Origin of the sequence: Providencia sp. Me31A, from assembly GCF_050487165.1 — a bacterium.
Lineage (GTDB): Bacteria > Pseudomonadota > Gammaproteobacteria > Enterobacterales > Enterobacteriaceae > Providencia.
Window position 1 is genome coordinate 52,908 of the sequence record NZ_JBKQGZ010000004.1, and the last position, 15,806, is coordinate 68,713.

Sequence of the window (15,806 nt, forward strand, 5' to 3'; positions counted from 1 at the left end):
TTTATTGGTGTTAATCGCAACAAGGGTAATAAGGTTTTAGTATAGCGTTTCTGGTGGCAATTAATAAGTGAGTTGGAAAAGAGAGTGGATATATAACAATAATTTTTGACTATATATCCACGAAAGAGTGATATAAAACGGTTATGCTTTAGTTAAGGTGCTCTGTTTTTCAACACTTTGAGCCAACTGGCAGAGTAATAGGCAGCAAGATGTTGCTCCCGCATCTAGCACGCCCCGAGAGCGCTCCCCAAGACGACTTGCTCGGCCAATTTTTGCCACAAGATCGAGCGTTGAATCACGACCAGCTACTGCCGCAGCCTGCATGTCATCCAGAGCTTGCTTGAAGTTTTTCCCTGACTTTGTTGCCTCTTCAAAGGCATTAATTGCGGGGATCAAGGTATCCATCAAGCATTTGTCTCCCACCGTGGCACTACTAATATCTTGTAGCTCAGATAAGCCATTTTGTAGCATCTCGAGAAAATCTTGTTGTGATAACGTGTTTTTCCCTGAAATACTGTCTGACATTCCCATAAAGAAGCTGCCATACAATGGCCCCATTGAGCCGCCGATACCTTCCATCAACGCATCTGAAATTTCTTCAAACCCTTCGCTTAACGATAATTGGCGACCTTCAATCGCTTTAGCACAGATATTAAAACCTTTCGCCATGTTGATCCCGTGGTCACCATCACCAATAGCACCATCAATTTCGCTGAGGTATTCACGGTTCGACACAATGACTTTCACTAAATCAAGGGTAATTTCATTACCGCAATCCGTTGATATAACTTGCATAACTCACTCCTTTACTTTACTTGAGTTAAACCTAATGAATAAGCAGGTACATCCATTAATGTTTTCAATTCATCATCTACTTTCATTAATGTCAGAGTCACACCCATCATTTCTAATGATGTAAAGTAATTGCCAACATAATTACGCACAATGCGAACCCCTTTTTCACTTAGCTGTTTTTCAACTTCAGCGTAGTAAATGTAAAGCTCCATCACTGGCGTCGCACCTAAACCAGAAACGAGTACAACAACTTCATCCCCTTGTTTTGCCTGCATATCTGTTAAAATTGGCGTTAACATGGTTTGTGCCATTTGGGCCGCCGATTGAATAGGCATAATATCGATGCCCGGCTCACCGTGGTGGCCAATTCCTAGCTCCATCATGCCATCTTCAATATGGAAATTCGGGTGACCTACCGCAGGAATAGTACAAGAAGTCAGTCCCACACCAATAGAATGGCAATTATTGATGGCTTTTTGTGCCACATTGATCACCCCATCGAGGTCATAACCCTGACTTGCCGCAGCAGAGCCCACTTTCCACATCAAAATTTCGCCCGCAACACCACGACGTTTTTCTTTTTCGCTGGCTGGTGCTGACGCAACATCGTCTGTCGCCACGACAGTCTTTATTTTCATGCCCGCTTTTTCAGCTTTTTTCATCGCCATTTTCACGTTCATGTTATCGCCCGCGTAGTTGCCATATAAGCAAGCCACGCCAGCACCACTGTCAGCGGCTTTAAAAGCATCTAAGAATGCCCCTGCGGTTGGTGACGAAAAAATTTCACCAATTGCCACTGCATCTAACATATTTTCACCCACATAACCTAAAAATGCAGGTTCATGGCCTGAGCCGCCTCCTGTTACAATGCCGACTTTGCCTTGTACTGGCGCCTTCGGATACTTCAATACACGCGCATTATCAGTTGGCGCAAAATATTCAGGGTGCGCTTTCAAATAGCCTTGAATAGCGTCTTCAACTACAAGATCAGGTTCATTAATGATTCTATTCATAATTCCCTCATTTTACTTATTTTCTGGTGTTAGCTGCATGTTCGCCGACTGGTCAAGCAGTTCTTGCGGTACAGTAATAAATTTCATCAATATGGCACTAAGTAGATACAGCCCTGAGAAGATCCAAATCACGCCGAGTGCCCCGACAGTACTAATAAAGATCCCCACCAATGCAGGACCAACAAAAGTACTTAACCCTGCGCCTAAGTTCAGTACTGACATTGCAGCACCTTTATTTTCAGGTGCTAAACTTGGCATGATGGCTGAAAGTGGTACATATCCTGCGAGGCACGCACCAAATAAGCCTGCTGCAATCATCATCAAGACATAGCTATGTCCGAAATAATATGGCACGTAATAAAACATCAAGGTACAGAGCATACAGCCCACACAACCAAACCAAATCACAATATTGCGCCAGCCAATACGGTCACTTACAACACCAAAGATTAGGTTAAAGGCAATATTCACAGTCCAAAGCGCAGCATAGATATGTAACCACTCCGTACGGGAAAAACCAAAATCAGCAAGAAACATTGGCATGAAGATCACAAAACCATAAGCGGCTGAAGTATTTATGGTTCTAACAATCCCACCTAAACCAATTTTGGGGTTTTCAAATGCAATAGTGATCCCTTTAAACACATAGCTAAACGATACTTTTTCTTTTGGTTTTTCTTGTGTATCCCCTGCTTTGGTGTGATTAAGGGCAATCGCAATAAATGCCCCTATGGTGACAAAAATTAATCCACTCCATAACGTCGCCATTTCACCTAAAACGGGTAATGCATAGCTTGAATACATCACCCCTAAAACCCCTAGCCCGCCACTATAAACAAACCAGAAAATACCTACTGCGGAACCTAGTTTCTTAATCGGGGCCTCATACGCAACCCAAACTAAAAAACCATAAGCGAACATGGGATAACCAAATCCACGTAACGCATAAGTTGGGATCATGATAGATAAACTGTTACTCGGTAGTCCCACTGATAAGAAAATAATTGAGCCTATGACAAACATCATAAAGCCCAAAATCATCACCCGACGGGCGGTATAAATTTCAGCGAGCACCCCAGATAACCATGCGGCAACCGCTGCACAAAAACCATATACACTAAATAGAAGTGAAGATTCTTCAATCGTCATTCCACGATTAATAATGAAAGGTGATAACCACCCCTGTTCTAAACCTTCACCCATCATAAAGATTAGGACACCAAAATAGCCAAGTAGCAACTTTGGAGAAAATCCCGTTACTTTAGACAATTTATTGATTATCATATTGTTAACCTCAGTGCTTGTTCGCTGGGTTTGGACCTGAATATTAAGCCTTGGTAGGGTGACATTTATTCAGGTCCAATTTTTATCGTTATATTTTTATATTTGATGTTTTTGAACCCACTACAGCATTACAGGTTCGGGTCAAGAACCACTTTAATATGTGGATCGCCCTGCGCCATCATCGAGAAGCCTTCCGCGAATTTATCTAACGGTAGGATATCGGTCACGACGCCTTTGGTTGGGAAATCACCGTTACCAATCCCTTCAATCACTAATGGGTAGCAGTATGGGCCTAGGTGGGAACCTAATAAGTCCAGTTCTTTACGGTCACTAATAATGCTCCAGTCAACCGTCACAGGATCTTTAAATACAGAGAATTCGACAAATGTGCCAAGTTTACGGATCATTTTCAGTCCCTGTTCTACCGATTTACCCGCACCCGTAGCCTCAATATAGATGTCACAGCCATAACCATCCGTCATGCCTTTAATTATTTTATCGACATCATCGCGTTTCGGGTTTAGCACGATATCGGCACCAAACTCTTTGGCTAATTCAAGGCGTTTATCAAATAAATCCAATACCACGAGTTTGCCCGCACCGGACTTTTTAATCGCCCCAATCATTCCGAGCCCAAGGGTTCCTGCACCCGACAACACCACCACATCGCCTAATTTAATATTGGCACGTTGCACTGCATGCAAAGAACAGGCATATGGCTCAATCAAGATGGCTTTTTCAATTGGCATATCAACAGGAACATGGTAGTTAATCGCCTCTTTGGTAAACTTCATGTACTGAGCCATCCCGCCGTTTACATTGTTCTGGAAGCCATATAGGTCGTGTTTTTCACACATCCAGTACTCGCCACGTTTACAGAAACGACATTCCCAACAAGGCACAATTTGCTCAGAGATAACACGGTCACCTAATGCAAAACCTTCAACTTTTGACCCAAATCCAACCACATGACCAATAAACTCGTGTCCTGGGATCATCGGTGCTTTAATGTAGGCTGGCTGATCTGCATCTCCCCAAAAACTTGGTGCACCTTCAAAGGCTTTCACATCACCCGCACAAATACCACATGCTTCTACACGGACTAAAATTTCTTCTTCACTAATTGTTGGCACATTGACTGTTTCTAAGCGGTAATCTTTCGGTGCATAAGCCACCACAGCTTTCATTTTTTCCGGAATGCCTTCGCTCATGGTTGCTTTTGAATCACAGTGTTCACACATAGTTCTATCCTCTGTGGTTTTTTTTAAATGAACATTAGTTCAATGAAGATACAAATTAACCATACCTTCTTTTGTTCATCATTGCCCATAACCAGAGTTTCAAAGTGTGATTCAGTGCAAATATTCTTATTAAATAGCCATAAATAGACTATTTTTTGCATTTACTGCCAAAAAAAGGAAATTTAAGGCTAGAGATCACAAAATCAAGCATCACTAAAGTAAAAACATATGCTCACCTATTGATTATTTGTTCATAAGATTCTATTTTTGAAATAGTACATTTGAATAGCTAATGAACTTTTGTTCAATTATAAGGATCTCTATCATGCAATCTATTGCCATTGGTGCTGACGACGCTGCATTTGAAATGAAAGATTTGATTAAAGCGCACTTAGAGTCGCTAAACATTGAAGTCACCGATTACTGCTTAAATACAGGGGTAGAAGATGAAATGTACCCTGATGTTGCCCATGCTGTGGCAACTGCAATCAATCAAGGTAAACACCAGCGTGGGATTTTAATTTGTGGAACAGGTATTGGTATGTCTATTGTTGCTAATAAAGTAACGGGGGTCCGCGCAGCCCTATGCCACGATACCTACTCGGCAGAACGTGCTCAAAAAAGTAATGATGCACAGATTATTACCTTCGGCGCTCGTGTTATTGGCCCTGAGCTGGCGAAAACCATCGTCGATACGTGGCTCGCTTCCCACTATGAAGGGGGTCGTTCAGCGCCAAAAGTAGCACGCATTAGTGAATATGAAAATGGGGAACGTTAGTTTTACGTACTAAATATTTTCAGGAGCTTTGCATGTGTACACAAACACCTAATAAACTGGCCAATGCCATTCGATTCCTGGCTATCGATGCGGTACAAAAAGCCAATTCGGGCCACCCCGGAGCCCCGATGGGGATGGCTGATATTGCCGAAGTGCTCTGGCGAGACTACTTACAGCATAATCCTGCTGATCCTAACTGGCCTAATCGTGACCGTTTTGTGCTATCCAATGGTCATGCTTCTATGTTGTTATATAGCCTACTTCATTTAACTGGATACGATGTCTCCATAGAAGACTTAAAACAATTTAGACAACTGCATTCAAAAACCCCCGGCCACCCAGAACTAGGTTATACACTCGGGGTTGAAACGACCACAGGCCCCCTTGGACAAGGTATTGCCAACGCAGTAGGAATGGCCATTGCCGAGAAAACATTGGCCGCTACATTCAATCGTACCGGTTTTCCCGTTATTAGCCACTTTACCTACACGTTCTTAGGTGATGGCTGTTTAATGGAAGGGATCTCCCACGAAGCTTGCTCTCTCGCAGGTACTCTTCAGCTTAATAAACTGATTGCTTTTTATGATGATAATCGTATATCTATCGATGGGGATACAGAAGGCTGGTTTACCGATAACACCGCAAAAAGGTTTGAAGCCTATGGCTGGCATGTAATCCGTTCCATAGATGGCCATTCACGCCCTGCTATTAAAGCCGCTATCGAACAAGCACACCAACAAACGGCTAAACCAACATTAATTATTTGCCGCACCACAATCGGGTATGGTTCTCCCAATAAAGCGGGGACTGCCGCTTCACATGGAGCCCCACTTGGGCAAGAAGAGATAGCTTTAACTCGCCAACAATTGGGTTGGGCATACCCACCATTCGAGATCCCTGAAGACATATATCAACTTTGGAGTGCTATAGAACGTGGTGCTGAGCAACAATTGCGTTGGGAACAGCGAGTAAGGGAATACGCCAAACAATACCCTGAGTTAGCAACACAATTGCATCAACGTTTATCCAACCAACTAGCTGATTCATTTAACTCAGTGATGGATGAATACATCCATCAACTTAATGATAATCCAGAAAGCATAGCGACACGCAAAGCATCACAAAACACACTGAATGTGATTGGCCCTATATTACCCGAGCTCATTGGTGGTTCTGCGGATTTAGCCCCAAGTAACTTAACCCACTGGTCTGGTTCTATTCCTATTAACCAGCAGCCATCGGGAAATTATATTCATTATGGTGTACGAGAATTTGGCATGACAGCGATTGCCAATGGTATTTGTTTGCACGGTGGCTTTCGTCCTTATACCGCCACATTCTTAATGTTTAGTGAATATGCGCAAAATGCAGTTCGCATGGCAGCACTGATGAAATTGCCGCAAGTACTGGTTTATACGCATGACTCAATTGGGCTAGGTGAAGATGGACCTACCCACCAGCCTGTTGAACAACTTGCTTCTTTGCGTGCCACACCGAACCTTTCGGTATGGCGTCCTTGTTGCCAAGTGGAAACGGCTGTTGCGTGGCAACAGGCTATCTTAACGGAGCAAACGCCAATTGCATTGGTACTATCACGCCAAAACTTACAGCAACCCCACCGCAGCCCCGAACAGTTAGCGAATATTCAGCGTGGCGGCTATATTTTACGCAGCAATAGCTCGGAGCCTGATTTAATATTAATTGCAACAGGCTCTGAAGTCACTTTAGCTATCGAAGCATGGGATGACCTTACGGCTCAAGGCTTCAAGATAAACGTCGTTTCCATGCCGTCAACTGACACTTTTGATAAACAACCAGAAGAGTATAAACAACGCGTATTACCAAATGCGATTCGCCAACGTATTGCGATAGAGGCTAGTATCAGTGATTATTGGCGAAAATATGTTGGGCTTGACGGGTTAATTATGGGAATGACTAGTTTTGGTGAGTCGGCCCCTGCGGAGCAGTTATTTGACTACTTTGGTTTTACAGTCGATAACTTAGTCACTATGTCACTTTCATTATTAAAAGAAAATATTGAAAACTAATATTAATTCAATATTCGTTATCCTACTTTGTAATTATTTATTACAAGCCAAATAATATGATTGTTATTTGGCTTATTTTTTAGCTGACGTTTTAATCAATACATTTCCAATTAAAATAAACTATAAAAAAGCGAATATTAATATCTATTCGCTTTTTTATTAAAGCTAATAATGATTATTGAATACTATATCCACCGTCAATTACTAGATTATGTCCCGTGATCATATCTGACGCTTCACTGGCTAAAAATAGTGCACAGGCCGCAATTTCTGATGGCTCTGCAAAACGCCTAGCCGGAATTTGTTCTTTCATAGCATCACCTTTTGGCCCTTCCCATGCTTTTTTGCCAAGATCGGTCATGACAATCGTAGGCGAAATTGCATTAGTTTGAACACCTTTAGGGCTCCACTCAAGGGCTAAAACTTGCGTTAAACCAATGATAGCCGCCTTGCTAGCACAATAAGCCGCATGTTGGTCTAAGGCAATAACCCCCGCTTGTGATGCCATGTTAATGATTTTCCCTTTTCCTTGTTTAATCATAACATTACCCGCTGCTTGGCAAACAAGAAACGTCCCTTTTAAATTGACATTCATCGTCAAATCCCAATCAGATTCTGTTAGATTTTCAGCAGGAGCCAACGCAACGACCCCAGCACTATTCACCGCGATATCAAGCGCGCCATAGTGTTGAATCACCTGTTGAACCATTTTAGATACCGAAGCTGCATTGGTTATATCACATTGAATACCAATCGTATTTTTTAACTCTTTGGCGATATCCATCACCTTGTCTGACTTATCAACCAAAGCAACTTTGGCGCCTTTTTCCACATACAATTGTGCAATAGCCAGCCCAATGCCTGCCGCACCACCAGTGACTAATGCCACTTTGCCATCAAGTGAAAAGTTGGTGTTATAGCCACTAAATTCATTCATTATAGTTCCTTAACATCATGATGTGATATTTAATAATAAGTATAAGAAAAATAATATTATGCAAATTAGCATCATACCATTCGATAGAGATTTAATTGTTTCGTATTTCCAATATAATATTATTACGCTTTAATATCTATAATTATCATTTAAAAAAGTTGCGCTACTTCTCATATTAAATCAATAGAAAAATAATAAATAACAAATGTTCATAATAAATAAAAATTTGATTATTTGTTTATTCTAATAGCCAATTACGAATATTCATTAAAAACGTATATTCCCGTCATATAACATCACGCTAGTCATATCACCCGTTATCTGAGCGTTATTTGACCATCCCTGTCATGATACATGTGTAAATTTCCCAATATCTGGCGCATAATATTAGGTATCTCTAAATTGATGTGGAACAACGTTAGTGCGTTCATATCAGATAAAATAATGAAATGAATATCATTCGCACTATCGCACCGTTCGCTTAATAGGTCTCAGATAACATGGAAAAAAATCATTTACTGCTACAATTGAAGGACATAGGTTATATCATTGATGGGAAAACAATTCTTAATAATGTGCAGATTAACTTACAGGCAGGTGATTTCAAGTTAATCACGGGGCCTTCCGGTTGTGGGAAAAGCACCTTATTAAAAATTGTCGCTTCATTGATCGCTCCAACACAAGGAACGATTTCGTTTCAAGGAAAGGACATCAATACTATTTCACCAGAAAATTATCGCCAACAAGTATCCTATTGCACTCAGACACCAACGCTATTTGGTTCAACGGTCTATGACAACTTAGCTTTCCCTTATCAAATAAGAAAATTACCATTTGATAAAAATAAGGTACTCAATGACCTGCAATATTTTACATTACCAGAAACTATCTTGGAAAAAGGTATTAATGAGCTTTCTGGAGGAGAAAAACAGCGTATTTCTTTAATTCGTAATTTACAATTTCTACCACAAGTTTTGCTATTAGATGAAATTACCAGCGCACTTGATGAAGAAAATAAAATTAAGGTCAATGACTTTATTCATCACCTTGTGACTGATAAAAAAATCGGCGTGTTATGGGTGACTCATGACCAAGATGAAATATCTCATGCAAATGAAGCTATTACTCTTCCCGTTCATAAAGCTGAATAATAGGATATTACCGTGCATCAACCAACTATTTCTAATGAATCACTGACATTTTCTATCCTGTTAGTCCTAGTGGCAATTTTCATTAGCCAAAAAGAAAAACTGTCCCTTGAAAAAGATATTATCTGGAGTACCTTCCGAGCGATTATTCAGTTACTGATAGCGGGTTATATTTTAAAATATATCTTTAATGTTAATCATGAATTGCTCACTATCGCGTTAGTGATGTTCATTTGTGTCAATGCGGCGTGGAATGCAAAAAAAAGAAGTAAATATATCGAGAAAATCTATCTAACAGCACTCATTGCAATTACATCAGGTACTTTTCTCACTCTTCTCATTCTAATTTTGACTGATGCCATTGCATTTACGCCAATGCAAGTCATTCCGATTACAGGCATGATTGCAGGTAATGCTATGATTGCCGTGGGATTATGCTTTAATAACTTAGGCCAACGCTTTGCAAGTCAACAACAACAAATTCAAGAAATGTTAAGTCTAGGAGCCACACCTAAAATTGCGTCGGCGGCAATTATTCGCGATAGTATTCGTGCCTCATTGATACCAACGGTAGATTCTGCAAAAACGGTGGGGATTGTTAGCCTTCCCGGTATGATGTCTGGTTTAATTTTTGCCGGCGTTGACCCATTACAAGCCGTTAAGTACCAGATTATGGTGACGTTTATGCTATTAGGAACAGCGAGCCTTTCCACTATTTTGGCAGGTTACATGACTTACATGAAATTTTATAACCAGCGCCATCAATTATTAGTAACCACCCTGAATAAATCATAAATTATCGTTGCCGCTTGGAAATTATTTTAACTTCAAGCGGCCCCCTCTTTTGCAAATTCAAGCAAGCTAACCAATTCCAACAGGTAAAACTTCTATCAATTGCGCTTGACTATTCTCGCTATCAATCAATTTAAAGATATGATCTAACATAGTTGGGACATCTTGTTTAACCATTTCAATATCATTGCCTAACAATGCAACAAAAGGGTCCCAGTCAAAACACCCTAAATTTGGCTGCTTTAACCCCGTATATCCTTTATTTCCTAACCAACGCATCACGCCTTCTAATGAGATGGTCGAATTGATAAATAGGCCACATTGCGCAATTTTCTGCGAGTCATTGTTATGTTTCTCAAAAAAAACAGATAACGCCTTTTCTGCTTTTTCGGGGGCATAGCCGCATGCGAGTATATTTTCCCTTGGTACAGTTATTTTCAACTCATTGTGAGCATCAATAAACCCGCGAATACGTTCATGCGTATTATGGTCATGTTCACGCCCACCAATAAAAATCAGCGCCTCACGCTGAGATTGCTGTATTTTTTGTTTACGTAAAATTCGCTGAGTCAGCGTTTTAGCACCAAGATAATTATCTGAGATCACCGATGGAGCTAACTTCCCCGGCAAATCTAAATTTAAGGTTGGCACACCAGAAGCTTGGCAAATTTCAGTGATTTTATCTGGATTCGTCGCCCCTGTTGAAATCAACCAATCCACCTGATAAGACAGCATTGCTCGTGCGGCCTCAATCTCTAATTTAGAGTCGCGTCGAGTACACGTAATGATCGGAAACAACCCCCTTTCACGAGCCATTTCCTCAAAATGTTCAACGATAGAACCAAAATAACGGTTATCGTATTTTGGCACTAGCATACCAATGATTTTCGATTTATTGCTGCGTAATAAACTGGCCTGTTTATTCACCGAATAATTTTGCTCTTTCGCAATACGGATCACTTTCTGTGCAAGTTGTGCGCTAATTCGCCTTTTTTGCCAATTACCGTTGAGCACAGCGCTTACTGCACTGGCTGAAACCCCTGCCAGTTCTGCAAGGTCATAGATCGTTGTTTTCTTATTTTGTCTGATCTTGGTCACAGATTTATATCTCCATTTTTTACTAGCTTGACACCAAAGTCGAAAAGTCGCAATACTGCTACATCGATTGAGCAATATTGAAATTGATGAAGCATGAATTGATATAATGCAAAACTAACAGTATCAATCCATCCTATGCAGGCACCTATCCATTCTTGTGACTCGTTGTCATTACATTGATTTCATACGCTTTTTATTGTTACATTTCGCTAATATATCCGATTGGAGTAAAACTATGGCCATTTCCATTGAAAACAAAGTCGCAGCAATCACAGGGGCAGCTTCCGGTATCGGTCTTGAATGTGCTCGTACCCTAATCAAAGCTGGTGCAAAAGTTGTGCTGATTGACCGCGCGGAAGAAAGGTTGAACCAATTAGTTGCTGAGCTCGGAGAGAATGCAATCCCATTAGTTGTCGATTTGATGAAGCCAGAACAAGTCGATGGGATGCTTGATGCTATTTTACAAAAAGCAGGACGCTTAGATATTTTCCATGCTAATGCTGGCGCTTATATTGGTGGCCCTGTCGCTGAAGGTGACCCTGACGTTTGGGATAACGTATTGAATTTAAACATCAATGCTGCTTTCCGTTGTGTTCGTGCCGTATTACCTCACTTTATTGCTCAAAAATCTGGGGACGTATTGTTCACCAGTTCAATTGCAGGTGTCGTTCCTGTAATTTGGGAGCCGATTTACACCGCGTCAAAATTTGCCGTTCAAGCTTTCGTCCACTCTACTCGCCGCCAAGTATCTGAGCATGGTGTGCGTGTTGGAGCTGTATTACCGGGCCCTGTTGTTACTGCATTATTAGACGATTGGCCAAAAGAAAAAATGGAAGAAGCCTTAGCCAACGGTAGCTTAATGCAGCCTATTGAAGTCGCAGAAGCAGTGCTGTTTATGTTAACTCGTCCCAAAAATGTCACAGTCCGTGATCTGGTTATTGTACCTAACAGTGTCGATCTCTAACTTGTCATCTTGCAATTTATTGCAGCTAACACCTTGGAGGAACAATGCGTAATCCTACAGCTCAATTAAAAAATAACGAAAACGTAGTTATCGGTATCGATGTGGGTACGGGAAGTGCTCGTGCAGGTGTATTTGACATGTCAGGCAACATGTTAGCATCCGCCAAACATGACATCACACTTTTTCGTGATAGTGCACACTTTGCCGAGCAATCCAGTAATGAAATATGGGAAGCCGTTTGTTATTGCGTAAAACAATCCATGGCATCCTCTGGCGCTCAGCCAGAGCAAGTCGTCGGAATTGGCTTTGACGCCACCTGTTCATTAGTTGTTATCGGCCATGATAAACAACCTGTCACCGTTAGCCCATCGGGCTTAGCTGAACGCAACATTATTGTGTGGATGGATCATCGAGCCACTGAACAAGCCGAACGTATAAACCAGTTAAAACATCCTGTTCTCAATTATGTTGGGGGTAAAATTTCCCCAGAAATGGAAACACCGAAAATATTATGGCTCAAAGAAAACTTACGCCAAAGCTACGACAATGCATGGCAATTTTTTGACTTAGCTGATTTTCTAACATGGAAATCGACAGGTTCACTAGCGCGATCTACTTGCACAGTCACCTGTAAATGGACATATCTTGCCCATGAAAAACGTTGGGATTCAGACTATTTCCATCAAATCGGTTTAGCCGAGCTGGCTAATGAAAACTTTGAACGTATTGGCCAGCAAATTGTTGAACCCGGTACCCCCTGTGGCTCAGGCCTAACAGAACAAGCTGCACAACAAATGGGGTTATTAGCCGGTACGCCTGTTGCTGCAGGGATGATTGATGCCCATGCAGGAGGGATTGGTACTGTTGGTATCAACGGCGATGCCACGAGCAATATGGCTTATGTGTTTGGTACGTCTTCTTGCACCATGACAACCACAAAAGAACCTGTGTTTATACCCGGTGTTTGGGGGCCTTACTTTAGTGCAATGGTTCCCGGCATGTGGCTAAATGAGGGCGGTCAAAGTGCGGCGGGGGCCGCTATAGATCAATTACTTTCTCTACATCCCGCCAGTACACAAGCTAAACTCATAGCTAAAGAGCAAGGAAAGCCATTGCCTGTTATGTTGGCAGATTTAGTTTTAGAAAAAGCAGCCAGTGCTTCTCAATCTGTTGAGTTAGCAGAAAAAATACATGTTGTTCCTGAGTTTTTAGGTAACAGAGCACCATTTGCCGATCCCCATGCAAGAGCTGTCATCGCAGGTCTAACCATGGATAACAGTATAGAGAATTTACTTTCTTTTTACATTGCAGGTGTGTGTGGGATTGGCTATGGATTGAGGCAAATAATTGAAGCGCAGGCCAAATCAGGTGCTACAATTGAAAACATTGTCGTTAGTGGTGGTGCTGGTCAGCACCCTCTGATCCGCCAGCTTCTTGCGGATGCTTGTGGCGTACCTGTAATATCAACACAGGCAAGCGAGCCTGTATTACTAGGCTCTGCTATTCTAGGTGCTGTGGCTGGAAACGTATGTAAAGATGTTGCACACGCTATGGAAAGATTTAGTGCAATCGATTTAACTTACCATGCAAACGAGGATTACAAAACGCGACACGATACCCGTTTTGCATCATTTTTACGTTTACAACAGTGCGCAAGGGAATTAAAAGGTTAATTATCTCTCAAAAATAAAGAAGAAAGTCATTCAGTGATTTTCTTCTTTTTCTCAGTAAGCAATCTTGACTTATTACAGTGTGGCTGATGGTGCAAAATTCTTCATCACATAACTATCAGAAACAATATTTTTCCCATAAATCATTTACCACTTCCTTTGGTAACAAATCATAGTCTCCCTCAACCATTGGAATTGACATTGAAACTCGTCCATCTTTACTGCTATACGATTTCACAATAAACCTTTTGTACCCTTCCAACCTTTCATTTTTTATACGAAATACTTCACCACAGACATAGCCTAAATCACCTTTATCAGGTGTTTGACGAATGAAATTATACTTCACATTTTTAAATGACGCTGACTCTGGATACGACAGATAATCTTCTACGTTACTTTGTGCCATCTTTACTAAATCTGGAGTTGGAGCATAGTTCATCGTCACCCCCAGAATAAAAGAGCCCCCAGTTAACAATAATATTGTGAGCAATTTTATAATGTTCATATTTCAAGCTCTCATAAATACAAAATATAGCTACTTACCCAAATGGCATAACTGCACCTTCTGGAAAAATACTTATTTAGTTATTTTTAGTTAATTGTAAATAAATAATAATTAATTGAAGAGCGTAGGTGAATACCCACTTAAGATAACCTTATTAGATAGCTCAATTTTTCACATTACCATTTTCTTCAGCAACAATCATCGAAACAAATAGATACAATTAGATTTACATCCACTACTCGTATTTACACTTCATTTTACCTATTAAGCGTGTAAGTATACCAGTGTTCAGTTAAGGATATAAATAATACTCAAAAGAATAACTGTTTCAATTTGTATTTTTCCCACAAGAAAAGTTTCAAATCAACCTCTAATGAAACAATAATAAGCCTTAATTGTTAATTACTGCTTAATATTAAACAGGGAAAATATATGATTAAATAACTCAGTTTAATAAAAAGCATGTCTAATTATTAATTAACTCAATTTATGCGTGCAAATACACTATAAATGAGTGATTTTTATATAAATTCATTTTTTACTTGTACTAAACACTATTTAAAATGAGTAAAAAAAGCAAATCTCAAGAATAATATATCTTAAAATTCAATCTATTAGTTTAAATATCAAATATTTTAGTTGATAAGGATAATTATTTTCTTGAACACTACAGCTGTCCCTTAATAGCCTTGCTTATTTTACATAATTCTTTAGCGAAAATATAAAACACTCAAAACCCACAGAAAGTAACCCATTGATAATAAACACATATTTAACATTAAAAAAGAACAAACTCTTATTCAATACAGAATAAAAAAAGACACTTAACAAGAATTTAACAAAAACCCATAAGAATATTTAACGATAAATTAATAGTTATTCCCTATTTAAAATAGATAAAAATCACTTTCTAATCACTTTTAGGTATCTCAAGTAACGAAATTTACAGAATATTCTTATAAGCATTTACCTCCCATGCAATACCTAAAATTATCCGACCAATATTGACAAAATAATTATTCAAAGTCAGGTAGCATTGACTTTCGCATGAAAAGGGTAAACCATGACAAATATTCAATTACTATTATTGGCAACCAACAACATCAAGAACGGCGTAGATATAAGTCACTCTCAAGAATCTTATGTCTATCAATATTACTATACTAATGTTGCAAACCAATTTGATAGTGTTCATGACTATCTAATTGAGTTAATACAGCAAACATCTAGTACACTAGATCATGATCCTATACTTGCTGAACAGCATCAACATATCTACTCAACTATTGAACAGTATTTGACCGCCGCTGAACAGCGTTATATAGCGCGACAGAAGTTATTTCAAAAGCTATGAAACGATAGCCGTAAAAAAGGCCCCATCATGAGGCCTTTCATATCCATCGATAATCAACATGTCCAATAAAAAATATATTAAAAGATAGATAAAAGTGCTTAAACACGCTATAGCATGGCCAACGTGTAGACACTTTCATTCTAAAAAACTCTTTTAATGGGTTTTATCGATTTCCC

Annotated in this window: 14 protein-coding genes; 7 read left to right on the plus strand and 7 right to left on the minus strand. The window is 40.0% G+C overall.

What is annotated here, in order from left to right:
* Window positions 1-141: 141 nt before the first annotated feature.
* The 4 genes from dhaL to ACLPIE_RS04215 form a co-directional block, all read right to left on the minus strand.
* The gene (gene dhaL, locus ACLPIE_RS04200) at window positions 142-795 is read right to left on the minus strand and encodes a dihydroxyacetone kinase subunit DhaL (RefSeq protein ID WP_430259971.1); all 654 of its coding nucleotides are present in this window, start codon (window positions 793-795) and stop codon (window positions 142-144) included.
* Window positions 796-806: 11 nt separating this feature from the next.
* Window positions 807-1,808 (minus strand): dihydroxyacetone kinase subunit DhaK, encoded by a 1,002-nt coding sequence (locus ACLPIE_RS04205; RefSeq protein ID WP_430259973.1) that lies wholly within the window; start codon window positions 1,806-1,808, stop codon window positions 807-809.
* A 12-nt stretch (window positions 1,809-1,820) separates the two neighbouring features.
* Window positions 1,821-3,092 (minus strand): MFS transporter, encoded by a 1,272-nt coding sequence (locus ACLPIE_RS04210; protein WP_430259975.1) that lies wholly within the window; start codon window positions 3,090-3,092, stop codon window positions 1,821-1,823.
* Between the two features lie 128 nt (window positions 3,093-3,220).
* Window positions 3,221-4,333 carry an MDR/zinc-dependent alcohol dehydrogenase-like family protein gene (locus ACLPIE_RS04215; RefSeq protein WP_430259977.1) on the minus strand — a complete coding sequence of 371 codons (1,113 nt, stop codon included), beginning with the start codon at window positions 4,331-4,333 and terminating at the stop codon, window positions 3,221-3,223.
* Window positions 4,334-4,658: 325 nt separating this feature from the next.
* On the opposite strand from ACLPIE_RS04215, the gene rpiB reads away from it, so the two are divergent.
* Both rpiB and tkt read left to right on the plus strand, forming a co-directional pair.
* Complete coding sequence (gene rpiB, locus ACLPIE_RS04220; protein ID WP_430259979.1) at window positions 4,659-5,111, plus strand: ribose 5-phosphate isomerase B; 453 nt, start codon at window positions 4,659-4,661, stop codon at window positions 5,109-5,111.
* 32 nt (window positions 5,112-5,143) lie between these two features.
* A complete protein-coding gene (tkt, locus tag ACLPIE_RS04225; protein ID WP_430259981.1) occupies window positions 5,144-7,159 on the plus strand; it encodes a transketolase in 2,016 nt (671 codons plus the stop codon).
* Window positions 7,160-7,334: 175 nt separating this feature from the next.
* Here the strand turns inward: tkt and ACLPIE_RS04230 are convergent, their stop codons facing one another.
* Window positions 7,335-8,099 carry an SDR family oxidoreductase gene (locus tag ACLPIE_RS04230; protein ID WP_430260248.1) on the minus strand — a complete coding sequence of 255 codons (765 nt, stop codon included), beginning with the start codon at window positions 8,097-8,099 and terminating at the stop codon, window positions 7,335-7,337.
* A gap of 497 nt (window positions 8,100-8,596) precedes the next feature.
* On the opposite strand from ACLPIE_RS04230, the gene fetA reads away from it, so the two are divergent.
* A complete protein-coding gene (gene fetA, locus ACLPIE_RS04235; RefSeq protein ID WP_430259983.1) occupies window positions 8,597-9,247 on the plus strand; it encodes an iron efflux ABC transporter ATP-binding subunit FetA in 651 nt (216 codons plus the stop codon).
* A gap of 12 nt (window positions 9,248-9,259) precedes the next feature.
* The gene (fetB, locus tag ACLPIE_RS04240; protein ID WP_430259985.1) at window positions 9,260-10,039 is read left to right on the plus strand and encodes an iron efflux ABC transporter permease subunit FetB; all 780 of its coding nucleotides are present in this window, start codon (window positions 9,260-9,262) and stop codon (window positions 10,037-10,039) included.
* Between the two features lie 66 nt (window positions 10,040-10,105).
* On the opposite strand, the gene ACLPIE_RS04245 is transcribed toward fetB, so the two are convergent.
* A complete protein-coding gene (locus ACLPIE_RS04245; protein ID WP_430259987.1) occupies window positions 10,106-11,134 on the minus strand; it encodes a LacI family DNA-binding transcriptional regulator in 1,029 nt (342 codons plus the stop codon).
* Window positions 11,135-11,369: 235 nt separating this feature from the next.
* Here ACLPIE_RS04245 and ACLPIE_RS04250 point away from each other — a divergent pair, with 235 nt between their 5' ends.
* Both ACLPIE_RS04250 and ACLPIE_RS04255 read left to right on the plus strand, forming a co-directional pair.
* Window positions 11,370-12,098 (plus strand): SDR family oxidoreductase, encoded by a 729-nt coding sequence (locus tag ACLPIE_RS04250; RefSeq protein ID WP_430259989.1) that lies wholly within the window; start codon window positions 11,370-11,372, stop codon window positions 12,096-12,098.
* A 44-nt stretch (window positions 12,099-12,142) separates the two neighbouring features.
* Complete coding sequence (locus ACLPIE_RS04255; RefSeq protein ID WP_430259991.1) at window positions 12,143-13,771, plus strand: FGGY-family carbohydrate kinase; 1,629 nt, start codon at window positions 12,143-12,145, stop codon at window positions 13,769-13,771.
* A 115-nt stretch (window positions 13,772-13,886) separates the two neighbouring features.
* On the opposite strand, the gene ACLPIE_RS04260 is transcribed toward ACLPIE_RS04255, so the two are convergent.
* A complete protein-coding gene (locus ACLPIE_RS04260; RefSeq protein WP_430259993.1) occupies window positions 13,887-14,210 on the minus strand; it encodes a hypothetical protein in 324 nt (107 codons plus the stop codon).
* 1,129 nt (window positions 14,211-15,339) lie between these two features.
* Here ACLPIE_RS04260 and ACLPIE_RS04265 point away from each other — a divergent pair.
* Window positions 15,340-15,630: a hypothetical protein gene (locus ACLPIE_RS04265; RefSeq protein ID WP_430259994.1), complete on the plus strand. Its 291-nt coding sequence runs from the start codon at window positions 15,340-15,342 to the stop codon at window positions 15,628-15,630.
* Window positions 15,631-15,806: the final 176 nt, after the last annotated feature.